30 protein-coding genes and 1 tRNA gene are annotated in these 26838 nt (G+C 60.3%); 26 read left to right on the forward strand and 5 right to left on the reverse strand.

The genetic code is table 11. The annotated features are described in order from the left end of the window. Window positions 1-22: 22 nt before the first annotated feature. Together IM737_RS00095 and IM737_RS00100 are read right to left on the reverse strand one after the other, a co-directional pair. The gene (locus IM737_RS00095) at window positions 23-1873 is read right to left on the reverse strand and encodes a flotillin family protein (protein ID WP_236897340.1); all 1851 of its coding nucleotides are present in this window, start codon (window positions 1871-1873) and stop codon (window positions 23-25) included. A gap of 10 nt (window positions 1874-1883) precedes the next feature. After that, the gene (locus IM737_RS00100) at window positions 1884-2531 is read right to left on the reverse strand and encodes a YqiJ family protein (protein WP_236897342.1); all 648 of its coding nucleotides are present in this window, start codon (window positions 2529-2531) and stop codon (window positions 1884-1886) included. A 450-nt stretch (window positions 2532-2981) separates the two neighbouring features. Here IM737_RS00100 and IM737_RS00105 point away from each other — a divergent pair, with 450 nt between their 5' ends. Together IM737_RS00105 and IM737_RS00110 are read left to right on the forward strand one after the other, a co-directional pair. After that, on the forward strand, window positions 2982-3608 hold the full coding sequence (locus IM737_RS00105; RefSeq protein WP_236897344.1) for a hypothetical protein: 627 nt from the start codon (window positions 2982-2984) through the stop codon (window positions 3606-3608). An 85-nt stretch (window positions 3609-3693) separates the two neighbouring features. After that, window positions 3694-5787, forward strand: a complete 2094-nt coding sequence (locus IM737_RS00110; protein ID WP_236897346.1) for a molybdopterin-containing oxidoreductase family protein — start codon at window positions 3694-3696, stop codon at window positions 5785-5787. Window positions 5788-5951: 164 nt separating this feature from the next. Here the strand turns inward: IM737_RS00110 and IM737_RS00115 are convergent, their stop codons facing one another. Then, entirely contained in the window at window positions 5952-6719 is a 768-nt protein-coding gene (locus tag IM737_RS00115) for a sulfite exporter TauE/SafE family protein (protein WP_236897348.1), read from the reverse strand. Between the two features lie 362 nt (window positions 6720-7081). Between IM737_RS00115 and IM737_RS00120 the strand changes: the two genes are divergently transcribed. Together IM737_RS00120 and IM737_RS00125 are read left to right on the forward strand one after the other, a co-directional pair. After that, entirely contained in the window at window positions 7082-7522 is a 441-nt protein-coding gene (locus tag IM737_RS00120; protein ID WP_236897350.1) for a glyoxalase superfamily protein, read from the forward strand. Between the two features lie 91 nt (window positions 7523-7613). Beyond that, complete coding sequence (locus IM737_RS00125; protein ID WP_236897352.1) at window positions 7614-8312, forward strand: glutathione S-transferase family protein; 699 nt, start codon at window positions 7614-7616, stop codon at window positions 8310-8312. A 2-nt stretch (window positions 8313-8314) separates the two neighbouring features. Here IM737_RS00125 and IM737_RS00130 read toward each other — a convergent pair whose 3' ends face one another. Beyond that, a complete protein-coding gene (locus IM737_RS00130) occupies window positions 8315-8842 on the reverse strand; it encodes a DUF2147 domain-containing protein (RefSeq protein ID WP_236897354.1) in 528 nt (175 codons plus the stop codon). Between the two features lie 197 nt (window positions 8843-9039). On the opposite strand from IM737_RS00130, the gene IM737_RS00135 reads away from it, so the two are divergent. The 22 genes from IM737_RS00135 to IM737_RS00245 all read left to right on the forward strand — a co-directional run bounded on the left by IM737_RS00135 (window position 9040) and on the right by IM737_RS00245 (window position 25244). Continuing rightward, a tRNA-Ser gene (locus IM737_RS00135) sits at window positions 9040-9130 on the forward strand. Between the two features lie 91 nt (window positions 9131-9221). Beyond that, window positions 9222-10886 carry a site-specific integrase gene (locus IM737_RS00140; RefSeq protein WP_236897356.1) on the forward strand — a complete coding sequence of 555 codons (1665 nt, stop codon included), beginning with the start codon at window positions 9222-9224 and terminating at the stop codon, window positions 10884-10886. A 78-nt stretch (window positions 10887-10964) separates the two neighbouring features. Then, the gene (locus IM737_RS00145; RefSeq protein WP_236897358.1) at window positions 10965-11849 is read left to right on the forward strand and encodes a CCDC90 family protein; all 885 of its coding nucleotides are present in this window, start codon (window positions 10965-10967) and stop codon (window positions 11847-11849) included. Window positions 11850-11904: 55 nt separating this feature from the next. Next, a complete protein-coding gene (locus IM737_RS00150; protein WP_236897360.1) occupies window positions 11905-13122 on the forward strand; it encodes a phage portal protein in 1218 nt (405 codons plus the stop codon). Continuing rightward, window positions 13122-13553, forward strand: a complete 432-nt coding sequence (locus tag IM737_RS00155; RefSeq protein ID WP_236897362.1) for a GTA-gp10 family protein — start codon at window positions 13122-13124, stop codon at window positions 13551-13553. Before IM737_RS00150 ends, IM737_RS00155 begins: the two co-directional genes overlap by 1 nt. Further along, the gene (locus tag IM737_RS00160) at window positions 13546-13710 is read left to right on the forward strand and encodes a hypothetical protein (protein ID WP_236897364.1); all 165 of its coding nucleotides are present in this window, start codon (window positions 13546-13548) and stop codon (window positions 13708-13710) included. Before IM737_RS00155 ends, IM737_RS00160 begins: the two co-directional genes overlap by 8 nt. After that, window positions 13710-15236, forward strand: a complete 1527-nt coding sequence (locus IM737_RS00165) for a phage major capsid protein (RefSeq protein ID WP_236897366.1) — start codon at window positions 13710-13712, stop codon at window positions 15234-15236. The genes IM737_RS00160 and IM737_RS00165 overlap by 1 nt, the downstream gene beginning before the upstream one ends. A 3-nt stretch (window positions 15237-15239) precedes the next feature. Beyond that, window positions 15240-15842 (forward strand): phage tail assembly chaperone, encoded by a 603-nt coding sequence (locus IM737_RS00170; RefSeq protein WP_236897368.1) that lies wholly within the window; start codon window positions 15240-15242, stop codon window positions 15840-15842. 355 nt (window positions 15843-16197) lie between these two features. Further along, a complete protein-coding gene (locus tag IM737_RS00180) occupies window positions 16198-16626 on the forward strand; it encodes a hypothetical protein (protein ID WP_236897373.1) in 429 nt (142 codons plus the stop codon). Further along, on the forward strand, window positions 16623-16916 hold the full coding sequence (locus IM737_RS00185; RefSeq protein ID WP_236897376.1) for a head-tail connector protein: 294 nt from the start codon (window positions 16623-16625) through the stop codon (window positions 16914-16916). Before IM737_RS00180 ends, IM737_RS00185 begins: the two co-directional genes overlap by 4 nt. Continuing rightward, entirely contained in the window at window positions 16916-17341 is a 426-nt protein-coding gene (locus IM737_RS00190) for an HK97 gp10 family phage protein (RefSeq protein ID WP_236897378.1), read from the forward strand. Before IM737_RS00185 ends, IM737_RS00190 begins: the two co-directional genes overlap by 1 nt. Further along, window positions 17338-17742, forward strand: a complete 405-nt coding sequence (locus IM737_RS00195; RefSeq protein WP_236897380.1) for a DUF3168 domain-containing protein — start codon at window positions 17338-17340, stop codon at window positions 17740-17742. Before IM737_RS00190 ends, IM737_RS00195 begins: the two co-directional genes overlap by 4 nt. After that, window positions 17739-18053, forward strand: coding sequence for a phage head closure protein (locus IM737_RS00200; protein WP_236897382.1), 315 nt, complete (start codon window positions 17739-17741; stop codon window positions 18051-18053). The genes IM737_RS00195 and IM737_RS00200 overlap by 4 nt, the downstream gene beginning before the upstream one ends. Beyond that, the gene (locus IM737_RS00205; RefSeq protein ID WP_236897384.1) at window positions 18050-18448 is read left to right on the forward strand and encodes a phage terminase small subunit P27 family; all 399 of its coding nucleotides are present in this window, start codon (window positions 18050-18052) and stop codon (window positions 18446-18448) included. Before IM737_RS00200 ends, IM737_RS00205 begins: the two co-directional genes overlap by 4 nt. Further along, window positions 18420-20048 carry a terminase large subunit gene (locus IM737_RS00210; protein ID WP_236897386.1) on the forward strand — a complete coding sequence of 543 codons (1629 nt, stop codon included), beginning with the start codon at window positions 18420-18422 and terminating at the stop codon, window positions 20046-20048. The genes IM737_RS00205 and IM737_RS00210 overlap by 29 nt, the downstream gene beginning before the upstream one ends. A gap of 13 nt (window positions 20049-20061) precedes the next feature. After that, complete coding sequence (locus IM737_RS00215; protein WP_236897388.1) at window positions 20062-22095, forward strand: phage tail tape measure protein; 2034 nt, start codon at window positions 20062-20064, stop codon at window positions 22093-22095. Beyond that, a complete protein-coding gene (locus IM737_RS00220; RefSeq protein ID WP_236897390.1) occupies window positions 22092-22442 on the forward strand; it encodes a phage tail protein in 351 nt (116 codons plus the stop codon). The genes IM737_RS00215 and IM737_RS00220 overlap by 4 nt, the downstream gene beginning before the upstream one ends. Window positions 22443-22504: 62 nt before the next feature. Then, window positions 22505-22963, forward strand: coding sequence for a hypothetical protein (locus IM737_RS00225; protein ID WP_236897392.1), 459 nt, complete (start codon window positions 22505-22507; stop codon window positions 22961-22963). 852 nt (window positions 22964-23815) lie between these two features. Next, window positions 23816-24007 carry a hypothetical protein gene (locus IM737_RS00230; protein WP_236897393.1) on the forward strand — a complete coding sequence of 64 codons (192 nt, stop codon included), beginning with the start codon at window positions 23816-23818 and terminating at the stop codon, window positions 24005-24007. A gap of 55 nt (window positions 24008-24062) precedes the next feature. Next, a complete protein-coding gene (locus IM737_RS00235) occupies window positions 24063-24575 on the forward strand; it encodes a hypothetical protein (protein WP_236897395.1) in 513 nt (170 codons plus the stop codon). 112 nt (window positions 24576-24687) lie between these two features. After that, complete coding sequence (locus IM737_RS00240; RefSeq protein WP_236897397.1) at window positions 24688-25014, forward strand: hypothetical protein; 327 nt, start codon at window positions 24688-24690, stop codon at window positions 25012-25014. Next, window positions 25014-25244, forward strand: a complete 231-nt coding sequence (locus IM737_RS00245; protein ID WP_236897398.1) for a hypothetical protein — start codon at window positions 25014-25016, stop codon at window positions 25242-25244. Before IM737_RS00240 ends, IM737_RS00245 begins: the two co-directional genes overlap by 1 nt. A gap of 81 nt (window positions 25245-25325) precedes the next feature. Here IM737_RS00245 and IM737_RS00250 read toward each other — a convergent pair whose 3' ends face one another. Then, window positions 25326-26771: a hypothetical protein gene (locus tag IM737_RS00250; RefSeq protein WP_236897400.1), complete on the reverse strand. Its 1446-nt coding sequence runs from the start codon at window positions 26769-26771 to the stop codon at window positions 25326-25328. Between the last annotated feature and the right edge of the window lie 67 nt (window positions 26772-26838).

Here is a 26838-nt window from a genome sequence, read left to right on the forward strand (position 1 = left end):
ACGGCCGCGACATCAGGCCTCATCACTTCCGGCCTTTGGCATCGATCTCCGGCTTGGTCACCGCCGCCCCGGTCACCGCACCGGCCAGCCCATCCAGCGACCCGCCGCTCAGTCCCAGTTCGCTCATCAGCGCATCGATCAGCGGCGCCTGGCTGCGATAGCGCAAAGCCGCCGCCACGGCCTGATCCGCCAGCCCGCCACTCGTGGGCGTCCCGCCTTCACCGCCGCCACCCTGGCTGGACCCATTCAGCCCATCCACATGCAGGATCTTGATGCCGTCGATATTCTGCATCGGCTTGACGCTTTCGGCGATGATCTGGGGCAGGGCCTCGATCAGCTTGATCCGCACCTGCATGGCGATCTGCTCGGCATTGAGCGTGTTGCTCGCCTCGTTCACCGAGCGCTTGCCTTCGGCCTCCACCTTGTAGACCGCCGCCAATGCCTCGGCGCGCAGCTTCTCGGAATCCGCCGAACCCTTGGCGGCCACGCGCGCCTTGTCGGCATCCGCCGTCGCCCCGATGCGCACCGCCTCGGCCCGGTCAGTTGCAGCGGCCTTTTCCGCCTCTGCAGCGACCGTGATCGAGATAGCCGCCTGCTCTGCTGCCTTGCGCGCCTCGATCAGCTGGATCGCCTTCTCGCGCTCGGCAACAGCGGTCTGCCGCGAGGTCGTCACCTCTTCGGCAGCCTTGGCGGCCAGGGCACGCGCCTCATCGGCCGCCGCATCGGCCACCGATTTCTCCTTGCTCTTGACGGCAATGGCAATGTCGCGGGCCTGTTCGGCGAGAGCGATCTGCTTGGCCTTGTCGACCGCTGCTGCTTCGACCGCCAGCGCGGTCGCAATTTCGCGCTCCTGAACGATCTGCCCCGAGGCAATATCGGATTCCCGCACCTGCTGCGCCGCAAGAATGCGGGCCTGCTCGGACTCGCGCTCGCGCTCCGATTGCTGCTGCTTGATCAGCGAACCCTGTTCGGCGACACGCGTCTGGATTTCGCGCTCCTGTTCCAACCGGGCGAATTCCTGGTCGCGGCTGATCTGGTATTTCTGCGCCTGCGCATCGAAATTCTTGCGCTCGATCAGCACCTGCGTTTCCTGCTCGATATCGTTGCGCGCCTTGCGCCGCTCTTCGATAGCCTGCGTCAGCTTCAGTAGACCTTCCGCGTCGAAGGCATTGTCCGGGTTGAAGAATTCGCGGTTGGTCTGGTCGAGCCCGGTCAGCGACACCGATTCCAGTTCCAGCCCGTTCTTGAGGATGTCCTCGGACACCGCCGCCTGCACCTTTTGCACGAAATTGACGCGCTGCTCGTGCAACTCTTCCATACCCATCTCGGCCGCCACCGCACGCAGCGCATCGACGAACTTGCCTTCCACCAGTTCCTTCAGCGCCCCCGGCTCCATCGTCCGCCGGCCCAGCGTCTGTGCCGCATTGGCGATGGATTCGATCACCGGCTGCACCCGCACATAGAACTCCGCCTGCACATCCACGCGCATGCGATCCTTGGTGATCAGCGCCTGGTCCGCCGCGCGTCTTACTTCGAGCCGCAGCGTGTTCATGTTGACCGGGATCTGCTCATGCAGCACCGGAAACACCAGTGCGCCGCCATTCATGATCACCTTCTGCCCGCCAAAACCGGTGCGCACGAAGCTCACCTCCTTGGACGACCGGCGATAGAGCCGCGAAAACACCAGCCCGATGGCAAAGAGCGCGATGAGGATCACGCCGAGCGTGATCAGGATATCGTAAGCGGATTGGGGCACGGGGCTGAACTCCTGGATCGGGGTTGGCGGCACTTCGGTGGTCGTCGTCGTGACGGGCGGATCGGCACGCTGTTCGATCGGAAATACGGGCGTCAGGATAGGCGGTTCGGTTTCCATCGGCGCGGGGTCAAGTCTTGGCATCGACAGGCTTGAGCTTGGTGATGGCGCGGTAGACCGGGCCCTCCTGCCGGATGATCACCACCTCCGAACCCTCGGGCATGCTGACTTCGCCCTCGTCGGGCTCGATCAGCACGTAATGCGCCTTGCCATGAATGTCGGTGAGTTTTGCTTCAGCAGGATGTCCGGAGCTGGCCACGCCACGAAACACCGTCGCCACCCGGCCCACAAAGGCCTTGGTGCTCACCGCCTCGGTCTCTTCCTTGGGCATGATCCGTGCCAGCGCCATTCCGGCATGCCGCGTCACGAACAACGAACCGATTGCCGCCGGCACGCTGGCGATCCACGGATCGAGCGCGAAGCCGATGGTGCGGCGCAGTACATCCTGCCCGACAAAGCCGATAGCGCCAAAGCTGGCCGTCAGCAGGATGATGACCACGAGGGCCGGGAGCTTGCCGAAGCTCAACCAGGTCAGCATCGAGCTGAGCGGCCCCAGTTCCACCTCGGGAACATCGGCATCGAAATCGGGCAGCGCATTGTCGACCATCGCCGATGGCTGCGCCCCGAAAATCAGCCCCGCCAGTTCCAGCACCAGGATTGCAAGCGTCAGCCCAAGGGCCACTGCAAAGGGTGCAGTCTCGCTCGCAAACACGTCCATCGGCTAAGCCTCCCGCTTGTCGATAGGGCCTGGTCGTCCGTCGCCGGACTTTCATTTTGCTATATTGAGGTCGAAGCCGTCATGGTCAAGATTGCGAGACCTTTATCGGGCCGCTTCAATTGCAACGGTTTTTCTGGACCGTCCCACCGATCTACCGCGATCGATCGCTCACGTCGCACCGTTATGCATCCAGCCCGCGTCGCCGGCGTCAGTTTCTGAAATCGAGAAATAATCCAGTATTTTGAATGGCTTACATCGGTAGTTCGACTCTTCCTGCCAATGTCCTGATTCAGTTTGTGAACGAACCACTGTGGTAAAAAAGCCGTGGTTCCGTCTCGCATCGCCGCTTCCCGAAATTGTCAATGGTCAATTCGGCAGGTCTTGCTAGATTCGCCTTGTAGAGAATGCCGTCCGCGTCACCGGCCCCCAACATCGTCTTGGAGAGCAATAGTGCCCTTGCGCTGGCAGGAAGTGGCTGTGCCACTGTTCGTGATCGTTTCCCTGATCGTCCTCAAATACATTCCTTTCACCGCGAGCCTGCCGCTCGCCCGCGCCGCCGGTGTCGTCGCCTTTGGTTATGCCGCCTTCCTGGCGCTGCGTCTGATGCAGGGCGAAGAGGGCGTCAGCGTCGATGGCTGGAACGAATTGCGCCCCTCGATGGTGGAATATTTCGCCTGCTACGGAGCCGCAGCGTTGGCCGTGGTGCTGATGGCGGCCATCATCTTCATCGGCGGCAGCAAGCATGTCGAAGCTACCCAGATGGTCGCGACCTTCATCGCCTCATTGCTGCTCGGGGCAGGGGCCCTTGGCATCGGCCTGGGCGGTCTCTTCACCAAGGTTCGCTGGAACAACACGCTGCTCGAACACAAGACCGCCTTCGGCCGCGAGACCAAGCTCGCCTGGTCCGACGTCCGCTCCGTCCGTCCCAATTGGCGCGGCATCACCATCGCCACCCACGACGCACAGACGGTGACCTTCTCCCAGTTCCACTCCGGCTCGGCTCAGCTGGCTATCCACGCGACCAACCGCGCCCGGCGCAATGCCGAGACCAGCACCAAGGCGTTCGCCACGCTCTGATTGACAGGGTTCGATCACCCGACGTGATCGGACCTATCACAACAATCACATTGAGGCTGGGCTGACGCTCCGGTACTTTCGGCGCATGAACCAGTCCGTCGTCCTCCGCACCGCCCGCTCGGTCTGCCCGCATGATTGCCCCTCAGCTTGCGCGCTCGACGTCGACATCATCGATAGCAACACCATCGGTCGGGTCCGCGGCGCCAAGGACGATCCCTATACCGCTGGCGTCATCTGCGAAAAGGTCGCCCGCTACGCCGAGCGCATCCACCACCCCGAGCGCCTGCTGCATCCGCTGCGGCGCAGCGGCCCCAAGGGCAGCGGCCAGTTCACCCGGATCACCTGGGACGAAGCCCTCGACGAAATCGCCGCCCGCTTCAGCCAGATCGAGGCCGAACACGGGCCTGAATCCATCTGGCCCTACTACTATGCCGGCACCATGGGCCACGTGCATCGCGACGGCATCGACCGTCTGCGCGCCGCCAAGGGCTATTCCCGCCAATACGACACCATATGCACAGGCACCTCCTGGCCCGGCTACATCGCCGGCACCGGCATGCTCGGTGGCGTCAATTCCGAGCAGATGGCCGAGAGCGACTGCGTCGTCATCTGGGGCACCAATGCCGTGCATACCCAGGTCAATGTCATGACCCACGCCATGCGCGCCAAAAAGGAGCGCAAAGCCAAGGTCGTCGTCATCGACATCTACGAAACCGCCACCATGGCCCAGGCCGATATGGGCCTCGTCCTCCGCCCCGGCACCGATGGCGCCCTGGCTGTGTCAGTCATGCACGTACTGCTGCGCGACAATCTCGCCGACCGCGCCTATATGGCAAAGTACACGGACTTCGGCCCCGATTTCGAAGCCCATCTCGCGACCAAAACGCCTGAATGGGCCGCCGAGATCACCGGCCTCACCAGCGAGCAGATCACCGCCTTCGCCCATCTCGTCGGCACCACGCCACGCTCCTATTTCCGCCTCGGCTATGGCTTCACCCGCCAGCGCAATGGCGCCACAGCCATGCATGCCGCCCTCTGCATTCCGGCCATGACTGGCGCCTGGCAGTATCGTGGCGGCGGTGCCCTCCATTCCAATTCCGGCACCTGGCAGCTCAACAAATCCGCCATCGAAGGCCCCCACCTGCAAAAGGGCGATCCGCGCTGGCTCGACATGTCCGAGATCGGCCCGATCCTGTCAGGCGACGCCAGGGCCCTCAAGGGCGGCGGACCGGTCAAGGCCATGATCGTCCAGAACACCAACCCCGCGGCCGTTGCCCCCGACCAGACTTTGACCCATGCTGGCTTTGCCCGCGACGACCTGTTCCTCGTCGTCCACGAACAGTTCATGACCGAAACGGCCGAATTCGCCGATATCGTCCTGCCGGCCACCATGTTCCTCGAGCACAACGACTACTACACCCGCGGCGGGCATACCCGCGTTCTGCTCGGCCCTGCCGTCATCGACCGTCCCGGCGAAACCTGGTCCAACCACGAGGTCATCAACGCGCTCGCCCTGCGCCTGAGTCTCGACGACGCGAGCTTCCACACCTCAGACCGCGAGGTCATCGCCGAAACCTTCCGCCGCTCCAACTATCCTGCCCTCGCCGAAGTCGAAAAGACCGGCTTCATCGACCGCGAACGCCCCGATGACGTCGCCCGCTTCGCCAATGGCTTCACCTGGCCCGACAAGCGCTTCCGCTTCGCGCCAAACTGGCAGGATGTGGCAGACAAGAAGGGCTACCAGTGGACCTGCGACCCGGCCGACATGCCACGCTTCGCCGACCATTGGGCCATCACCGAAGCCACCGACGACACCCACCCATTCCGCCTCGCCACCAGCCCGGCCCGTGGTTTCCTTAACTCGAGCTTCAACGAAACCCCCGGCAGCCAGAAACGCGAAGGCGTCCCCTCTGTCTTCATCCACCCCGACGATGCCACCCGCTTGGGCATTGCCGATGGCGAATTCGTCACCGTCGGAAACCGTCGCGGCAATGTCGATTTGACGGCCCGCATCCGCACGGGTCTGCCATCAGGCGTTCTCATCGCCGAAGGCCTGCACAAGAACAAATCCCACCGCCACGGCAAAGGCATCAACACCCTCACCAATGCCACGCCCGCTCCACCCTTCGGCGGCACCGTGTTCCACGATTGCGCGGTGTGGATCAGGAAGGCGGATTGAACATGGTGCCACGCCCTCGTGGTTCGAGGCGCTGAAGAAGCGCACCTCACCATGAGGGCTGTTGTTGGTGCGGTGTGTCAGCGGGAGCCTAGCGCGGTGTCCCAGTAGCCTCATGGTGAGGTGCGAGCCCTTCGCGAGCCTCGAACCACGAGGCGTGGCACGGACTACAAATAAGCCCCCCAAAAGAAATACCCGGTCATGAAAACCCCATAGATAATCACGGCCACGCGGATCCACCGCGACGGTATCCGATGCGCATTCCTTGCCGCCACATAGCCCCCGGTCACCACGCCGACCAGCGCGATGGAGCCGTGGTACCAGTCGATCGAGCCGCTCAGCGCAAACCGCGCCACCGCCACGATCGCCACGATGCTCGACACATAGAGCTTGAGCCCGTTCATCGCATGGATGTCGCTCATCCCAGCCGTCGCGAGGAACGCCAGCAGCAATATCCCCAGGCCCGCATTGAAGAATCCGCCATAGATGCAGACCCCAGCCAGAAACGCCAACAGCAGCGTCGTCCCCAGCGTCTTCATTCCGCGCCGCCCGCCACCCTGCGCCGCCACGAATGCGTTGATCTGGTTGCCGAAGGCAAACAGCAGCACCGCGAACAGCATCAGCCACGGCACCACCAGCGAAAACTGCTCGTCGGACACCACCAGCAGCAGTTCCGCGCCGATATAGCCGAACACCGCCGCCACCACGCCATAGAGCACCAGCTTGTCCTTGTGCCCGGCCATGGCATGCCAATAGCCAACCGCGCCGCTGACATAGCCCGGCATGGCGGCATAGGTGTTGGACGCATTGGCGATGACCGGCGGCACGCCGACAAACAGCAGCGCCGGAAACACGATGAACGATCCACCGCCGGCCAGCGAATTGAGCGCCCCGCCGATCAGGCCTGCCACGAGCAAAAACAACGCCTCAAGCATTCATGCGTCCCCAAGCCTGATGTCATTCCGGCCCCCGGGACGCTTCGCGCCCGAGTACAGGCGACGCCCGGAATCCATCCTGAGATCGCTCCCCATACGCCGAGCGAGCGTCCTCGCCCAACACATTCCGCTGATCGGCGCCATCACCGCCGCGAATGCGCACCAGCCCTGCAATTGACAAAACCGCGCCTGGAGATCATATCCACCGCAGGTCGCTGGCACCTGCCGCTCGCCGGACGCAAGTCCGATGGTGAAGTCCAGTCTCCGAGCAGAACGAACTTCGGTTCATCTTTTGCGAGGCGCGTCATGGCAATGCGAGCTCCCATGGAACAGTCGCCTCATGCAAATGAGAGACCAAAGTCATGTCGTTTTCACTCGATATCCAGTCGGCCCAAACCCTCAAATCCGAAGCCAAAGCCATGCGCGAAGCGCGCGCCAAGGCGGGCGAAACCCTGTCGCACGGCGCAGCGCTCGAAGCTGTCGCCAGGGCGCATGGCTTCCGCGATTGGAACACCGCCCGTGCCGCTTTGCCCGATCGTGTTGCCGTGCCATTCCAGGTCGGACAGCGGGTCAAGGGCCTCTACCTCGAACAGCCCTTCAAGGGCATGCTGATCGGCGTCCAGTTGCTGGGCGACATGCAGCACTACACCGTGACTGTGCTGTTCGACACCCCTGTCAACGTCACCCCGACCTTCATGTTCGCGGCCTATCGCCATCGCGTTGTCGCGACCATCGACATCCACGGCATCTCGTCGGCTTTGCGCGGCAACGGCCATCCGCAGATGGTGCTGCACCGTGACTGAGCCTCGAGGGCAGGGCACCATAATGTTGCCTTGCCCTTCATCGTAAAACGCCGATATAGGTAACTCACCTCAACGATATCAGGATCCGGCGATGACCACCCAGACCAAGCCCATCGAGGCCTATTCTCTGCCCACCCCGAACGGCCAGAAGATCCACATCCTGCTCGAAGAGCTTGGCGTGCCGTGGAACTACCACCGCATCGATATCGGCAAGGGCGAACAGTTCACGCCAGAGTTCCTGGCCATCTCGCCCAATAACAAGATCCCTGCCATCGTCGATCCCGAAGGCCCAGGCGGCGAGCCGATCTCGATCTTCGAATCGGGCGCCATCCTCAAATATCTCGGTCTGAAGTTCGGCCAGTTCTATCCCGCCGACCCGCGCCAGCAGGTCAAGGTCGATGAATGGCTGTTCTGGCAGGTCGGCGGCTTCGGCCCGATGCTCGGGCAGAACAACCACTTTAACGTCTACGCGCCCGAGAAAATTCCCTACGCCCAGAAGCGTTACACCGACGAGACCCATCGCCTGTTCCGCGTTCTCGACAAGCAGCTCGAAGGCAAGGATTTCATCACTGGCGAATATTCCATCGCCGACATTGCCAGCATCGGCTGGGCCCAGGGCTGGGAGCGCTATGGCATCTCCAAGACCGAGATGCCGAACTTTGGCGCCTGGATCGACCGTCTCAACGCCCGGCCGGCCGTCGAACGTGGCCTGAACTGGGGCAAGGACACCCACGTCAACAATCTGGCCACCGACAAGGAAGCCCAGAAGATCATGTTCAACCAGCGCTGAGCCTACTGCACAGGCACAGGTTCGGGGATCACCCGGACCCAGTCCTGGCCCTGGCAGATGATGTTATACAACACGCAGCCATTGAGCTTAAGCTGGTCGGCAGTCACCATCTCCACATAGCCGGAATAGGTGTTGCCATCCTGCGGATTGTAGATCTCGCCGTCATAGATGCCCGGTTTGTCGCCATAGCGCAGCGTCAGGATTTGCAGCCCCAGCATCGGCCGGCTGCGCAGGCTCTCGTCGGGGTTGCGCATATCGGTGAAGCTTTCCACCGGCATGGCATTGGCCGCGGCAATTTCTTCCTCGGTCAGGCCTTCGGTCGGCACGATGATCTTGCTCAGCGTGCCGCAGAAACCCGCTTCACACGGCGCGATCGTCACCTCCGACAGCAGCAGTGTCTGCCAGATGCCCTCGATAGGGTCTGGCGGCGCTACGGCAATGTCCTGCGCCCTCACGGCAATGTTGCCTGCAAGAAGGACGAGCGTCGCCGAAAGTCTAAAGGCACGCCAACTACGAATTGCTTCACGCACGAAATCCATCCTCCGCCGCGATTCGATTATCGACACGTTGTGAGACAGATTTAGTGCGCCATTCTGGCGAGAACAAAGCAAATCGCCATGCGTCGGCACTGCTACCGGCCAACCAGCGGCGCCTGTTGTGCTGTCGCCACGATCCGGGCCAAAAACCGCTTGCCATGCCTCACCCCGCCCGGTATCCAGCCCTTGACGGAGAGGTGGCCGAGTGGCCGAAGGCACGCCCCTGCTAAGGGCGCAGATCTCAAAAGGGTCTCGTGGGTTCGAATCCCATCCTCTCCGCCACCTTACCCTTAAGCCTTTGATTTACCAAAAAGTCCTTGCATTGCAGGGGTTTCAGTCCCAAATCTGGTGACAAAATTGGTGACAAAATCATATGGCCAAGGTCAAGCATCTTCACGAAATCAAGGGTCGGTTCGCCGTGAGGGTAGGGGTGCCTGCCGGCCTGCGGGGAATCGTATTTGCTGGCGATCCCGGCTCAGAGCTTCGCGAATGGCTAGGCACCGATCGCAAAGCTGCCGAACGCGCCGCACCTGAAGTTGTAGCGAGATTTTACCGTCGCATAGATGAGGCCAAGGCACAGTTGGCTGCTGCAACCCCAACTCTAGGCAGCGCGGCCAAGCACCTTTACGCCGCCGAGCTTGCCGCCGACGACCGCGAACGTGGCAATGGCGGGGTGGCCACACTGCGCAAAATGACCGCGTCGCAACGTGCCATGCTGCTTCGGTTGCTAGTTGCAGGTGCCTTGCCTGATGATGAGGCAGAGGCTGTCATGGGCGACGCTGCCGATGCCGTCCTTGCCGTGGGCGCTGCCGACAAGAGCTTGCCGCGCGCTGATCTGCTAAAGGCCCTGGCGGAAGCCCAGCTTGAGGCCATGGCGAGGCAGGAGGAGCGCGATAGTGGCAAGGTGGCCCTCACCCCGCCCACTAGCCCGCTATTGCAACCAGAGGCGCCCGCTGATTCCGCGCCGGCCAAGCCACGCGTCGCCCAACAGGAAGGCGAGACGGTAGCGGAGTTGCTGGCGCTGTTTCATCGTGAACGCAGTGTGGCCGGTAGCGGCCTGGCTGAACGCACGATGGCCGAACACAAGGTCGCGGTTCGGATGCTGGAGGAATTTCTAGGGCAGGGGATCGTCGCCAGGTCAATCACAACTGGCGATATGCGCAACTACAAGAATGCGTTGATGGATACGCCCGCCAACTACACCAAGCGGCTGCCCGGCATGATCCTTCCGAAGGCCATCGCGGCTAACAAGAAGCTGGCGAAGCCCTTTCCAACGCTGAACGCCAGCACCATCAATGAGAAGTGGCTGTCGCACATCAGCACCATTCTGGGCTGGGCAACTAAGAACGGCTATCTGGAATACAACCCGGCGCGTGGCATCAAGGTCGATCTGGGCAAGGGTTACAAAGAGCCCAGCCGCGTGGGCTATAGCGCAGATGATCTCAAGCGCTTGTTCGGCAGCCCGCTCTTTGCTGATCCGGCGAAGTATGAGACTCGGCAATGGGCTTTACTTGTAGCGCTGTATACCGGCGCGCGGTCATCTAGCGAGGTTCGACGCATCAAGCTCGCCGACAACTACCAAGAGCAGGGTGTGTGGGTGTTCGATCTGGTCGAGGCCACCAAGAACATCCATTCCAAGCGGCTGGTGCCACTCCATAACCGGCTGATCGAACTGGGCCTTCTCGACTATGTGGACCGGCTCAAAAAGCGCGGGAAGGTCAATCTGTTCTGGGATTGGGAGCCCGAGGACAAAATCAACCGCTGGTTCCTGCGCACCTACAAGGCTGAGGTGGGCATTGTCGATAGCCGCAAAGTTTTCCATAGCTTCCGCAATACCCTCAAGACTGCGCTGGCCCGGCATGGCACCAACCGGGACATCTCAGACCTCATCACCGGTCATAAAGATCAGTCGGTAGGTGCCATCTACATCGGTGACGTGCATGTTACGATGATTGAGGCGATGAGCGACGCGCTGAATAGGGTGGAGCTCAATCTAGAATGCGGTGGTCAAAAGGCTGCCGCGCACGCTACGAGATGATCCAGACGTGGAAGTTTCCGTGCTTGGTGCTTGACGTGGTTTAACTCCCAGCCCCAACTGTCGCAGGGGAGGCATAGAATGGGCGCACTGGCTTGGCTGGGTAAGAACTGGATCGTTTTGTTAGCCGCCGGCCTGACCGTTGCATGGGCATTCATCGCCTCCGCAATGCTCCAAGCGTCTATGCCCTGTCCCTTAATTGACGGCAGGTCAGTTTCTGCCCTCTCTTGTCGAAGCTCAAATGAGATCGGCGACCTATTAGCCGGGCTGTTCTCGCCGGTTGCATTCGTTTGGCTTGTGGCGGCGGTGATCATGCAGAGTAGTGAGCTGCGGGCCCAGAGGCAGGAGCTTGAGCTCACCCGTAAAGAATACGAATTGACCCGTGCTGAAGTGGAGGCTCAAAGACTTGCTATGCAGGAGCAAGTAATTGAGACCCGCAAAAACGTAAAATTCGTTGAAGAACAAACCTCGATACTTCGGGTAAGCCGAATAAGAGACGAACAAGCGTCGATAGACGCGCGGATTGCGGGGCTATTTACCATCGCATTGGAGCAATCCGAGGCGGCGCTGTCTACTGTAATTGCAAGGCCGACCATTCAAATTCAGGATAACAATTCAAGAGGCATGCTACCATTGGTAGTCACGGCAGGTAGCACGTCGAATGAACTAGCGGCCTTGGTCAATTACGGCAAAAAGCTGAGCAGTCGGCTGCGCTGGTTTATAGGCGCGACAGCAAATACTAGGGTTGAAATCGCACTTAACCCGGAAGTTTTCGGTGGGCTGTTGCGCACGGTAACTGAGATCGACGGCTTGCTAGAGGGGGCTTCCGATAAGCTCAAGGATCGAATGAACTACTCGGAGTGGTGGAAGCTCACTCAGGGGTTAGAGGAGCTGTCAGCCTTCCTTTCTACAGAGGATCAGTCCTGGCGCGACGGGCTTGCACAATGGTCAGCTGAAAACCCTTGAATATTTTCCTATTTAGGACTATTGTCCTCTCACGATTTACCGTGAGCTACAGCGCTTGTCTATCCTTTCTAACTTTTTCCGTAAGGCCGACCCTACCCCTCAGCCGGTAGTGCTCACCGACCCGCTGGCATCGTGGCACTTTGGCGGGCAGCCGACCTATTCGAACATTTCAGTAAATCCGAAGTCGGCAATGCAGGTGCCGGCTGTCGCGCTGGCTGTCCGGCTCGTTTCGAATGCCGTGGGCTCGCTCCCGGCGAAGCTCTACGTGCGCAACGGCAAGGGCAAGGAAGCCGATCCGGCCCACCCTGCCTTTACCCTTGCGCACGACGAAGCCACTCCTTGGACCAGCGCCGCCCAGCTTAGGACCCAACTCACCCGCGATGCGCTGTTGCACGACAACGGTGGTTTCGCCCTGGCTGTGCGTGGCGGCTCTGGCAATGTTGCCGAGTTCCACCGCTTGGACCCACTAACGGTCGAGCTGAAGCTCGATGAGACTGAGCCCTACTACCTTGTTGGTAAGGGCCAGAACCGGAAGCGCCATGCTTTCTGGGACATCCTACACATCAGGCACGATGACGGCGCCCCGATCAACCAAGCTCGCAACGCCATCGCTCTGGCGATCGACATGGAGCGCAAGGCCGCAGCGATCTTCAAAAACACGTCGCGCCCTTCCGGCATCCTGAAGCATCCCGGCAAGCTGCTTGATGAAGCCGCTACCCGTCTGAAGGCCAGTTGGCAGGCCAGCCAATCCGGTGACGCCAGCGGTGGCACGGCATTGCTCGAAGATGGGATGGAATTTCAGCCGCTCACGTTCAGCAGCGTGGATAGCGAGTTTCTTGCCCAGCGCCGAAACCAAGTTGAAGAGATCGCCCGCGCGTTCAACGTGCCGCCGACCATGCTCTATGACCTCACGCGAGGCACCTGGTCCAATACGGCCCAGATGGACCAGCACTTCCTCAACTACAGCCTTAAGCCATGGCTCGACCAGTGGCGCTGGGCCTATGCCCGCGTGTTGCTGACGCCAGAGGAACGCCGTGAGCGCTTCTTCGAATTCATCACCGCCGACCTTATGTCGGTGAACCCCACTGAGCGCACGGATATCTACGGCAAGATGGTCAGCATGCGCGCCATGACGCCAAACGAAGTTCGCGCTGGCCTCAACATGCCGGCGCTGCCAGGCGGCGATGAGTTGAGCAATCCCCACATCACACCCGGCACACCGACGCCGGCCGCAAACGACAATCCACCCGACATCGAGAAAGACGCCGCCTGATGCACAAAGCATTCTTCGGTGACAGCCAGCGAGAATTCTCGCTGGCGTCAGAGCCGATTCTTAATGAGCTTGAACGTGTTACCGGCAAGGCCATTGGTGCCATGATCGATGACATTCGCCGCCTCTCGTTTGCCGAGATGACCAACACTGTCCGGCTTGGTCTGGTCGGCGGAGGCACGCATCCACAAGAGGCTCTTGCGCTCGTTAGGGGATATGTCGCCGCCTATCCCTTGGGTGAGCTGCATTTGCTGGCGCTCGACATTCTCACCGATCTTTGGTCTGGCCCGGAGCCGGTTTTCCGCGAAGCGACCGATGCTGAAAAAGCGGAAGTTGAGCGCCGCACGGCGCGCGCCGCTCGCAATGCAGTTCGGGAAGCCGCTGCAACCGGCGATCTGTCGGCAGCCATCAACGGTGGTGCCGTTCATGAATGATCGCCAGATCAGGAATGCAATCGAAACGCTCAACGTGCCCACGCGGGTGGTGAGCAATTTGGCACGGCTAGTGAAGGCTGGCGTGATCGATGAATTCGAAGCGCGCCAGATCATGCGTCTCGAAAAGCACGACGACTATCAGGAGCCGAAAGCCTGATGGAAAAGCTCGAAATCAAAGCCGAAGTCAGCATCGATGATGCTGGCACCATCACCGGGCTGGCATGGCCTTTTGGTTCTGCCGACAGCGTTGGTGACATCATCGAAAAGGGGGCGTTCTCGCTCCCGCCCGCACTGCCGATCGTCATGGAGCATGACCAGAAACAGGTAGTTGGCATCTGGGAAAGTGCTTCTGAGACCGACGCCGGCCTTGAGGTAAAGGGCCGCTTGTTTGTTGAAGGCATTGCCCCGGCACGCGCTGCCCGCGACCTCATGCGTAACGGTCGAGTTACCGGCCTATCGATCGGCTTCAAGTCCGATGGCTTCGACAAGCTGCCCACGGGCGGGCGCAAGTTCAACTCCCTCACCGTCACCGAAATCTCTCTTTGTCGCCGCCCGGTTCATCCCGGCGCGCGGATCACCTCTGTCAAATCCATCAATCAGGAAACCCGTATGGACCCCGAGACTATCGACGAAACTGCGCAGCTTGAGCTGAAGGCAGCAAACGACAATATCGCCAAGCTGACCGCCCGCCTGGACAAGGTTGAGGCCAAGGCCAACCGCCCCGTCGCTGCCAATGACAATGGCGACGGCCCGGCTGAAACTACCATCGCGTTCGGCAACTACCTGCGCACCGGTAGCAAGGATGCCGGCAGTCTTGAACGCAAGGCGCTCACCGTTGCCAACGACGCGCCGAACTACGTGCTGGCCCCCAAGGAAGTCTCGGACGAGTTCATCCGCAATCTTGTGGAGTGGTCGCCGGTTCGCGCCATCGCAGACGTTCGGACGATCAATTCGCACACGATCGTGCTGCCCAAGCGCACGGGTATCACCAACGCAAAATGGACCGGCGAAGCGGTCACTACGGAAGCTTCTCAGCCTGCTTTCGACCAGATGGAAATCCCGGTCAAAGAGCTGACCACTTTCGTGGACCTTTCCAATTGGATGGTGGAAGACTCTGCCGAAGTCGCAGAGCGTGAAGTCCGCCTTGCATTGGCCGAGGACTTTGCAAAGAAGGAAGGGACCGCTTTCGTAAACGGCACTGCCGCAGCTGAAGTTAAAGGCTTCATGGCTGATGTTGGCATTGCCGCTCACGTGAACGGTCATGCTACCGTCCTGTCTGCCGACGCACTTATCAAGATGCTCTACAGCCTGCCCGGCGCGTTCCGTAATCGCGGGACGTGGGCAATGAATGGCACCACCCTCGCCACCCTGCGCACCCTGAAAGACGGACAGGGCAACTACCTCTGGCAGCCGTCCTATCAGGCGGGCCAGCCGGAAAGCATCCTTGGCCGTCCGGTGATCGAGATGCTCGATATGCCTGACGTTGCTGCCAACGCCTTCCCGATTGCCTATGGCGACTTCAAAGCCGGCTATCGCATCTATGACCGGGTGGACCTCGCTATTCTGTCCAACCCCTTCATTCTCGCCACCGAAGGCCAGACCCGTTTCCATGCCCGTCGCCGCGTTGGTGCTGGTGTTGTTCGGCCCGACGCCTTCCGCAAGCTGAAGATGGCAACCAGCTAAATCATGAAGCTTGGCGCGGACGGCATCTTTGTCGAGCTGGCAGGCGAGGCTTTCGAGCTTCGCCCGTCTCTCCGCGCCAGCATGCGCCTTGTTCGGCGGCACGGGCTCACCAGCCTGCTTGCTGCCGTGCAGGGCTTCAGCATCACCATCATCCTGGATGTGCTCAAGGAAGCCGCAATCAAGCCCAGCCTGTTGCTGGCAGAGATCGCAGCGCTTGGCCTTGGCACTGTCCGCAATCGGCTCACCGGGCCGCTGGCAGAATTCGTCCTGGCTGTTGCGGGTATCGACCCCGACGACGCCACGCCGTCTGAGCCAGCACCGGGTAAGCCCGTCGACCCTGAGCGGGCCTTTGCCCAGCTCTTCGGCATCGCGACGGGCGCGTTGGGCTGGACACCGGAAGCAGCATGGAACGCGACACCCGCCGAGATTATCGCCGCATACAACGGGCAGACCGCTCACCTCATCAGGACTGGCGTGCTGGTCGAACAGAAACCCGACCAGAGCGCCGACCACTACACTCCGGAACGGCTTCAGCAGATCGAAGAGCTAGGGCACGACCCAGCATTCGACCGCAATGGGCTGGCTACACTTAAGGGCAAGCTCTAGCCATGCCCTTTGCACCACCCCGCCTATGCAGTTGCGGCAAGATCGTCCCCTCTGGTGAGCGCTGTGCTTGCCAGGTCACCAGCGACCGCGCCCGGAAGGCCCGCCATGATCGTCGGCGCCCATCGTCGCGGGATCGTGGCTACAACCATGAGTGGCGCAAGGCCCGCGCTGCCTACCTGCTTGCCCATCCCCATTGCAACCATCCCGGTTGCAATGCGCACGCCACCCACGTTGACCACATCATCCCGCACAAGGGTGATGATCGGCTCTTCTGGGACCGGTCCAACTGGCAACCCCTCTGTGCTAACCATCACAACAGCACCAAGCAGCGCGAAGAGCGCAGGCCGGTGCAACCATGACGCCAGAGGAAGCCCGCGAGATCGACCGGCTTGAGTTCGAGGCCGACTGCCGTGCTGCCCGCCAGCGCGCCTATGCGCTTGTAGCCCAACGGCAGGTTGGCCGGCCTAAGCCAGTCATCGTCGAACCACCAGTCGATGATGATGACCGCATCGTCATTCGTAGGAGCAGCGCCAAGCTTTACTCAATGGATGGCAAGAGCTTGCCGCTGCTTGAGTGGGCAGTGATGTGCGGCTGCACAGAAACGGCCCTGCGATACCGCATGAAGCACGGCATGTCCTTCGAACAGGCAGTGACGACCCCGCGCCTCAAGTCCGGCGTTCGCTGGGATCAGCAACCGGGGGTGGGTCTGAACTTATCCCCCTCTCAGGGGACCGGCGGGCGGTCCACGACGCAAGCCACAACCGAAATAGAGTTTTCACAGTGACCGCACTTCTCGACCTCAAAGCCCAGCTCAACATCATCGATACCAATGAAGCCGACGACGATCTACTCACCGGCATGGTTGGGGACGCCCTAGACCACACTGGCCGTGCGATCGGCGCAGAGGCCCAGCTTTCCTATGATGAGCTGCCCGGTGGACTTCGCCGTGCCGTGCTTATGCTTGCCGCCCATTTCTACGAGAACCGCGAAGCCGTTCTTGTCGGGATCAACGCCAGTGAGCTGCCTCTGGGCTTCTGGGACTTGATTTCACCCCACCGGAAGTGGGTGTTTTGATGGGCTATTCTCCCCAAATTCAACGCCTTATGGCGCGCCTTGAAGGCATTCCGCTCGCCATCCGTGAGGAAATTCAGCCCGCCGTCATCAAGTCCGCCGAGGAAATCGCGGCGCTGCAACGCCAGTTGGCGGAGTCATCGCGCGATACCGGCGACCTAATCGACAGCATTGAAGTGACGATGCCGGGCGGCACGACGCCGGCTTACAGCCAGCCGGGCGGCTCGACCACGGCCCATGAGCTTGAGGCCATCGTGACGGTCGGCAACCACGCCGTCCGGTATCCGCACCTTGTCGAATACGGCACTGCCGACGCGCCGGCCCAGCCATTCTTCTGGCCACCCGTTCGCGTGCTGCGCACCCGCATCAATAACCGCCTGAACCGCGCTGCCCGCAGGGCGGTGCGAAACTATCGGAGTAAGCTATGACCGAACCCAGCCTAGCTTTGCAGACGGCCATCCGTGGCCGGCTCATCGCCTCGCCGCATGTAATGGAGCTGGTGGAGCCACCAAACATCCGCGACGGCGACACCCGGCCCGGCGCCTTCCCAAGTGTCATCTTGGGAGATGCGCAGGTCGAGGTAGCCGGTCATTACGGGTCTTACCGTAACTCGACCGTCTATCTGGACCTGCACATTTGGGGCGAAACCCTAGAGGCCGCAAAGATTGTTGGCGGTGCCATAAGCAAGGCGCTCTTTGAGGCTTTGGCGGTGCCAGGCTTCGACCTTACCAATGGCCTTCGCACCGATCGCAGCATCTACATGACGGACCCATCCGGTAGTGGGCACGGTGTCGTTAGCCTTCGCGCGCTGATGGGCGGTTTCGTATGATGCGCGCCGGACGCCTGGCGCATACCATCACCCTGCAGCGTGCCACCGAAACGGTGAGCGCAGCGGGAACCGTCACGACCACCTGGGCTGACTTTGCCACGACCCGTGCTGAGCTGGTTACGCATTCGCTTGCTGACGCTGCCATGGCCTATGGCGAGGCGGCAAAGTCATCGCTGCTGTTCCGCATCCGGCACTTCCACGGGCTCACCCCCGACGACCGCGTAATCCATCGCGGGCAAGCCTACGAGATCACCAATCTCGCCGAGCTTGGCCGGCGCGTGATGGAACTGACGTGCGAGGTGGTCAAGTGAGGGGACGTAAGCCAGCCTCGCTAGTCATCGGTAGCAGCGTCGTTACCGTTGTGCCGCGCCCGCCGACCTACCTGGCTAAGGATGCGAAGGCAGAATGGCGCAAGATCGCGGCCATCATGACGGAGCGGAAAACGCTCACCGAAGCCGATCTGGGGACGCTGGAAAGCTACTGCATATCGACAAGCACGATGCGCCAGGCCCACCAGACCTTGACGGTTGAGGGGCTGGTGACGGCATCGGGCAAGCGGCACCCGGCCTTTGGGATCATGAACGCAGCGCAGACCACACAGCGCCTTTGCGCGGCTGAACTTGGCCTGACGCCGGTTAGCAGCTCACGGCCTGCCGTGCGCGATGACGGTGACGGCGATGACAGCGCCATTTTCGGCGATGGCTGACCCGTATCCGCACTGGCTCTTTGACGACAGTGAAATTCCCGACCCACTTGGCCATGGCCAGCGGGCGGTGAATTTCGTGCGCGCGCATCGGCACCCGGCATCGGTTCTGGCCGGCCAGGCTTTTGAAATGGTCCGGTTCCAAGAGCGCTTCATCCGAAAGGTTTGGGGCACGCGGAAGCCGGATGGCTCGCGGCAATACACGGACGTGCGCGTCATGATGCCAAGGGGAGCGCGCAAAACGTCGCTTGGCGCGATCTGCGCATTGTTGGAGTTTTACAGCTCGGAAGCGCCAGGTAAGGCCGAAGTCTTGCTTGCTGCCTACAACCGTGAGCAAGCCCGAATTGCATTCGATGAGGCGGCGGGGATTGTCAGTATGACGCCCCGAGTAAAGCGCCGCCTTGTGGTGCGAGATTCCAAGCACGAAATTCGCTATCCGGCGACCCACTCAAAGCTGAAGGCCATCTCTGCCGATGCCAAGACGTCTTACGGCCTCACACCCACCTTTGCGCTTATCGATGAGTTGCATGTTTGGAATGATCCGAAGCTATACAACACCATATCCAGTGGCCTTCGGAAGCGCCCTAACACCCTCAAGCTGATCATTTCGCAGGCCGGACGTGGGCAGGGAAATATCGCCTTTGAAGAGTTCGATTACGCGCGACGTGTTGCCAGCGGCGAAGTAGACGCACCGCACATCCTCCCCGTGTTGCTTGAGACCCCGCTAGATGCAGACTGGCGGAGCGAAGAGGTATGGCGTCGCGCCAATCCTGGCATTGAGTATGGCTGGCCAGATATTGAGAGCTTCCGCCGCGCGGTAATTGAGGCTGAGCACAGCCCGACCGTGCGCGACACTTTCAAGAACGAACACCTCAATATGTGGCTGAACTATTCTCAGTCGCCGCTCTTTGACATGTCGGTCTATGACAAGGGCCAGCGGGAAATCGACTTTGCTGAGCTAGCCGATTTGCCCTGCTACATCGGCGTTGATCTGTCCCGTAGCGGCGACCTCACGGCAATCGTCGTGGCCTGGCGCCATGGTGATGGGACAATCACCGTCCGGCCCATCTTCTACCTGCCCGATGAGAACCTTCAGAAGCGCGCCGACCGCGATCAAGCTCCTTATGTTCGCTGGCGCGATGAAGGTTTCCTACGCACGGTGCCAGGCTTTGTTATTGAGCCGGCGCAGATCGAAGCCGAAATCCGAGACATCGTCGCGGACAATGACAACGTGGTCGAAGTCGCCGTTGATCCGAACATGGCCGATACCCTGCTTCACCACCTGGTCGAGGATGGCATCCCCGCATTCAAATACGACCAAACCCGCGTGCTGATGGCGAAGGCAGCCGCCGACCTTGAGCGCGTCGTGAACGGTGAGCGCATTCGCCACGATGGCCACCCGATCCTTCGCGCGCATCTCGACAACGTCAGGGCCGTCACCGGCTCAGATGACAAAACGCTGATGAAGAAGGCCAAGGCAACCGATCGCATAGACGGTGCCATTGCCGCTGCCATCGCGGTCTCGCGCGCTGAAGCCGCGAACGACAACCACTCAATTTACGACGACGCCGAAGCCCGTCCCGGTGGCTTCCTGATGTTCTAGGAAAGGAACCATCGTGAACGAAGAACAGCTTTTCATCTCAGTTGAAGCGCGCTTGGCCAAGCTTGAGCGCGATTGGAAGAAGGTGCCCGCAATCATCGGGCGCAACAGTGACGATGCTGAGCGCCGTGCCCAGCGCGCCACCAAGCGCATTGAGGATCACTTCGGCGGGCTCGCCACTCGCGTTGGCACTATCGGCAAAACCATGGCCGTAGGCTTTGTCGGTGGGCTGATGGCGGGTGGGCTGGCTGGCTTGGCCGGCAAGTTTGCCGATGTTGCCCATGCCATTGCCGATGTTGGCGACAAGGCTCAGCAGGCAGGCATGAACGTCACCGCGTTTCAGGAACTAGGTGCCGTCGCGCGTGCCAACCGTCTTGAGGTGAACGATCTGAGCGCCGCAATGCGTGAGCTTCAGTTGCGCGCCGATGAGTGGATCACCAGCGGTGGCCAGTCCGGTTCGGCAGCGGAAGCCTTCGCCCGCATCGGCTTCACCGTCGATGACCTTGGCCGGAAACTCAAAGACCCTTCGGCGCTGTTGTCCGAGATCATCGGCAAGGTTCAGCAGCTCGACAGCGCTGCCCAGATTCGCATTTTCGAAGAGCTGTTCGGCGGCGACGGCGAGCGCATGATCCGCTTGCTGGACGATGGCGAAGCCGGCATCAAGCGCATCATCGAACAGGCCCGCCAGTCGGGCCAGGTGTTCGATGAGCAGTTGATCGCCCGTGCGCAGGAACTTGACGCAGCCATTGCCAGCGCGGCGAACACGGTCGCGACCAGCCTACAGGGTGCCATCGCAAACGCCGGCTGGCAGCTCTACAACTTCGTTCAGCAGTGGTGGGCCTTTGAGCAGCGCACCAGCCAGTCCCTGGACCAGTCTATGCGCGATTTTGGTCTTGAACGCCTGAACATCGAAAACGACATTCTGACGATCCAGCGGGATCAGCAGCAGTCCGGCAACGTCAATCCGATGATTGCGGAGAGCCGCATCAACGATGCGCGCGCCAGGCTGCAACAGATTGCCGATGAAGAGCGCCAGATCCTCGAAATCCTTGAGAGCCGGAAGCCGCCGAAGATCCAAGCGCCGGCCATCGACATGCCTGGCGTGGCGCCAGGCTGGGATGGGTTCACGACCGCGTTCCCCCAGCCAGTCGCCGCGCCGGCATCCACGGGCGGCGGTGCGAGTGTCGCCAGCAGCCAGAGCCAGGCGAGCGCGATTGATGATGTCATTGCGGCATTGCGTGAAGAGCTGGCCCTGATGGGCCAGTCGGAAGTCGAGCGCCGCATTGACAGCGAGCTTCGCAAGGCTGGCGCGACCGCGACCGATGAACAACGCCAATCTATCAGGCAACTGGTCCTTGCGATCGAAACCGAAGGCGCTGCGTTGGAACAGTTGCAGTCCGCCATGGACGGCGCGAAGGGCATGGCCAAGGACTTCCTTGGTGGGCTGCTTGGCGATCTGCGCAATGGTGTCGACGGCGCGACCGCGCTGGCCAATGCATTCCAGCGCCTTGGCGACAGGTTGCTCGATATGGCGCTCGACACTGCCATCAATGCGCTGTTCGCCAGTCTCATGAATGGCGCCACCGGTGGATTGGGTGGGCTCTTTGGCTTTGCAGGTGGCGGTGTTGTGCAGGCCGCAACGGGCGGTCTCATCCGTGGGCCTGGCACCGGCACGAGCGACAGCATTCCGGCCCGCCTTAGCGATGGCGAGTTTGTAGTCAAAGCCACGGCGACCCGCCGTAATCTCGACCTGTTGCATGCCATCAATGACGGCAAGGTCGCGGCCTTCGCCACTGGTGGACTTGTCGGTGACGCTCCGACGATCCGCGCGGCCAATGACAATCGGTCAGCTGCAAACGACAACGCGCTTTCGGTGACGATCAACGCGCCGGTGACGGTCAATGCATCGGGTGGCACCCCGGAAGCCAATGCCGATTTGGCCGCACAGGTGGCGAAGCAGATGGAGCATACCATGCGCGGCATCGCTGCCCGCGAGATTGCCGTATCCCTTCGCCCGGGCAACATCCTCAACACCAAGAGCCGCAGATGACCGCACCTGTATTCAACCCGCCCCTCGCGCCATCGCCCGGCACCCAGCACAAGCGAGCTCTCAAGCTATTGGAGGCCGGATTCGGTGACGGCTATAGCCAGCCCACTCCGGACGGGCTCAACCATATCCGTAGGTCGGTGAGCCTGACTTGGGATGCGCTCACGCTTGCGCAGAAGGATGCCATTGATGACTTCTTTGTAGGCAAGGGCGGGACACAGAGTTTCCTCTACCAGCCGCATGGCGATGCCGTGCCGGTGCTGTGGACGTGCAAGGAATGGTCTGTGACTGCGCCAGCGGGACGATGGCAGATCAGCGCCACGCTGGTTCAAGCATTTGGCACGCCGTAGGACTGCTTGCAAAGCTTCTTATTAACAAGTATAATGCCTTCTAGTTAATTAGAGGATGGCTCATGCCAAAACACATCGTAGTGCCAGATGAACGCGAGGCTCAGCTCAGGCAGATTGCGGCTACCCACAACGTGTCGGTTGCCGACGCCGTTGGCTTGCTCTTTGGGTGGGCAGTTGAACAGGGCAGAGTGCCTGCAGCTATCCCCACCATCGACGTTAGCCGCGTCGGCGATACCGTTGTCGTAGACTTTGGCGAGTTCCAGCGCACTATGCCTCTGGACCTCGCCAAGGCCTTCGCAACCAGCCTGCGCTGGTTCTCGACCACTAAGGCCAAGGGTATACCCGCTGCCGTCACTGAGCTTGCCCAGGCACTTAGTGGGTCGCATTTAGTCGGCATCAGCCGCAGGGGCACTTCTATCAAGATCGCTGGTGGGACAGGCAAAGAGCGCACGCTTGCGCCATCTATCGCTCGTGAGCTTGCGGGACTAATCGAACGCAGCGCGTCCGAAGCGCCGCTATAACGAAGCTGACACAGGCCGAACCGGGCCGTTAACCCGGTGAGGAGCATACTGGCACCAGACTAAGAACCGCACACCGGGACGAATGACCGGAGCGATGAGCCCGCCAGTGGGCGAACACGGAAAGGCACGGGGCGATCCCGTGAGAGGCCGTTCTAGGGCATAGCGCCTAGAAAAAGCTCCATAATGACCACGGCGGGAATTGCTTGCATGAAACGCCGTGGGCCGCCGATAGGATTGAAGGAAAGTCCGTTGGCGTTGTGACCGGGTGACACCCGGTCGACCGTATTGCAGCAGTGCAGGATTACGGAGCTAATGCAGGTCAATGGATACCGCCTGCTGGCCTAACAAGCCTTTGCTCTTCACCACATTCGACGGATGAGATCGAAACAATCCCCCTAGGTCAGACAGCTAGCCCATACGCATGGGCTTTTCTTAGCTGTCTGACCTAGGGGGGAATAAGTCATTCTCTGGATGAGGGAATGATAAGCAGGCAAGCAGGTAACCTCTCCGGAGTAGCGATCGTCAACGGTAGCGAGCGAAGCGAGCTGGCAAGGCCGAAGGCCGCGCAGGGAGCCGCGCAGCGGCGAGTGTCGCCTCGTGTCTAAATCGTCTGCACTCCGCGACGTGCAACGCTATAACTAAATCAGGCAGCATGCTCCTTATGCTGGCCTGTGTCGGAGACCCTTCCCACTGAGCAAAGGCGGGAAGGGTTTTTTTGCCCGCTTTTCCGACCGGAAGGAGAAGATAAGTATGCATTTACTTATTTAATATCAATGGCTTAGCACAACATTTATCTTGACGAAGATTCCTGCCTCGTGGGATTCTGCCGGTGCAAATCAACAGGGGCACCAAGTGCAAGACCATTACCTGACCATCACGACCTATGAGGCGCTTCTCGCGGCGCTAACCCACGTCAAACCCGATCCGGTCACCGGCCAGCTTGAGCCCCATTGCTTTGCTGAAGCGCTTGGCGAGGTGGGCGGCATCTGGCCTGAAACTGTGTTGCGCGATCTGATGCGAGAGGCAGCTGAAGGGGCCGCTTGACAGGCGCCTCTGTTACCGTTATATCTGTAGTAACGGTAACAGTGACGAGGCGATCATGGCAAAGAGCGTTGCAGAGCGAGCACGTGAACATCGCGCTCGAATGAAACAGGCCACCTTAGCAGAACTCGATAGCTACATGAGGGAACCGTTTTCCAGCTTCGTAAAACAAGATGGCGCCTTCGCCGACTATTTCGCTAAGGCAGGCCACGCGCAGGGTAGCTGGTCTATCATGCTCGAAAGCTTAGGGAGTGTAGGCATTCACCTGGACAATTTCGAAGATGACAGCGATCCCCATTTTGATCCTGAAACGGGAGAAGAGGACCGGGGGTCGCTTGGAAGGGCCGAGCGCATGCTTGGCGCGTTCATCGATGCCGCTACCGAGCTGTCGCTCATGATCCACACATACAAACTCTGGTCAATTGATGCCCGAGTTACTGAGCTGATCAAGAACGCCCATGGCGACACACCGAAGGCAGAGGCTGCTCGTGTTGAAATCCTGGCACTGAGCGAGTTGAAATCGCGGCTGTCCAAGGACACGCGCGTCTCGATCAAGTCCATTGGACACTGAAAATTCTGCCGAGGTGGGCACGGGTTGCAATCGAAACCCACCCCGGCGGCGCGCGACGGCAGGCGCTAACCTGCCTCACTCAAATGGGGCTATGCCCAGAAAGGACATTACCATGTCCATCGAAACTCCGGCAACGCTTTCGGAGAAGCAGCTCTTCAACAAGTTCGCAGATGGCGATGCCATCGTTCGCGGGCGCACCGGAAAGGTAAAGCAGACTATCCCGGTCAAGGATCTCTTCGGCGGCGTTGGCGAAGTCGAGAACTTCACCGCAGTCATGCCGGACATCCTCGACAACATCAGGGGAAGCGATGAGCCTGCTTGGGAGCTTCAGATGCTGCTCGATACCCTGCACGGCATGGTGGCGGATGTAGCGCTTGCGCATGACGAGTTCGACCGGTGCCTTCGTGAGGCGCGGGCGGTGGAAGGGGAGGCAGCTTGATGGCAATCACCTACATCCCCGACCTGGACTTCCATAAACGTGTTGACGACGCGCTTAACGGCCTACTCGAAGTAGCGCCGGACTCCAATCGTGCGGACCTCGACCAAGCGCTTACTGAAGGCCTGTTGGCGGAAGAGATTTGGCCGGTATCGTGGGAAGAGCTGATGACGGACCATGACAAGGCTTATCTCGTCCAGCGGATTGTCCGTGAACGTGGAGAACGCTCCTAAACCCAGCGAACTCTGACGAGAGCAATGGTTTGACGCCCCGGACCTCGCCAGTCCGGGGCGTTGTGCTATAGAGACCGTTGGCTAGGCCAAAACGTCGCGCCGACCAGCTTGGATCTTCAGCAGAGCTTTCTCAAATTCGCCAACAGCAAACTCATGGCTGGCTTGGTTCTTCGAGAGCTTCTGCGGATCGAAACGCGCCATATCCAGAACCAGGCGGTAGGCCCCAGCGATGGAAGGCAGGTGCGCATCGAGAAACAGGAACGGATCGGTCGCCCATTCGATAGCGCCGTCTTTTACCGTCAATAGCCCTTTGAGGCCGTAGACGAGTGGCATAATCAAGCCGTCCGGATAGCGATAATACACCGGCTCATTGGTAAAGGGCGTCTTCGGCTGGGTTACGACAAAACCGCTTTTGTCGTTGGCGTTAACGCGTTTGGCGGGGTCATACAACTTGACGATGTTATTGCCGCCGAAGCGATAGCCGTTCGAGTTATAGGCTTCTGGGAAATCGGCATAGATCCGGTCATACAACTTGGGCAGATCTGCGAGAATGTCGAAGGCGCTCGCAACGACATCATTTTGTAATTCGTGGGTCGGGCCTTCAACCTTTACGGAAACGCCAGGGTCCCCCATCAGCTTGTCGAACTGCTTCGAGCACTCGCCTTTATTGCGGTAGATATTCTGGGGCGACACGGAAATGTCGAATGGCAGGAGCTTTTGCTCGTTCGCAAAATTCAAAGGGATCCAAGCCAGCGCGAGCAGGTCGCGGACCTTGATAGGGCGGGTTTCGTTGCTTTCCCACTCATTGCTTTTCCACTCTACCCGATCGGCAATAGCCTTATCCAGGCGATCGCGGATCTCGGTATAGAAGCCAAGCTTGTTTGACTTGGTTTCCTGAGTGAGCTGCGCATTGTTGTTGCGAGCAGCGCAGATGTCGAGAACGGACATCTCGAACTCCGCTACGGCATGCTCGTCTTCAACATCGGAAGGCACCAGCAACTCAACCGGAACCAAGAAGTCGAAATTCTCTTTGACTTTTTCGAGGGCAACACGGTGCTCGTCCCAAAGATCTTTCATCTCTTCCCAGAGCTGAACTTTGGAGACGTCTGTCACCGCAGCCAACATGTGCAAGCCAATGGCGAGCATGTTGTGGCCACCATCGAGAACGCCTTCGGAGGCCGGATCATTGAACGTAAGCTCGAAGCGGTTGCGCTGCAGCGGTTCGTAATCTGCAGTGCCGAGCAGAACGCCTTTGGACTTGAAAGGGAAAAGCTCGGGAGTCTTGCTGAGGGACTCCATGATATCGCGGACGACCGCCCCTACCTTTGCCGCGCGAGGGTTAGCCTCAAGAGACACATGGTCGAACAGGGCATACAGATCTTTGCCACGCACAAAGCCGGTATAGCGCTTTATGCCGGCAATCGAGTTTTCAGCGGCAGAGCCGTTCAGCCGATCCTCGTCGCGAGGGTTCGGTTGTTCAGCAACAAGAGCAAAACGAATGATGAGTTTGGGGGAGTCGGTAATCACAGTTCAGTCCTTTGAATACGGACTGGCCTCGATCAATTGACCGCAACTATCGCGTCAACCAGCATAC

This window comes from Devosia sp. SL43, from assembly GCF_021729885.1.
GTDB lineage: Bacteria > Pseudomonadota > Alphaproteobacteria > Rhizobiales > Devosiaceae > Devosia.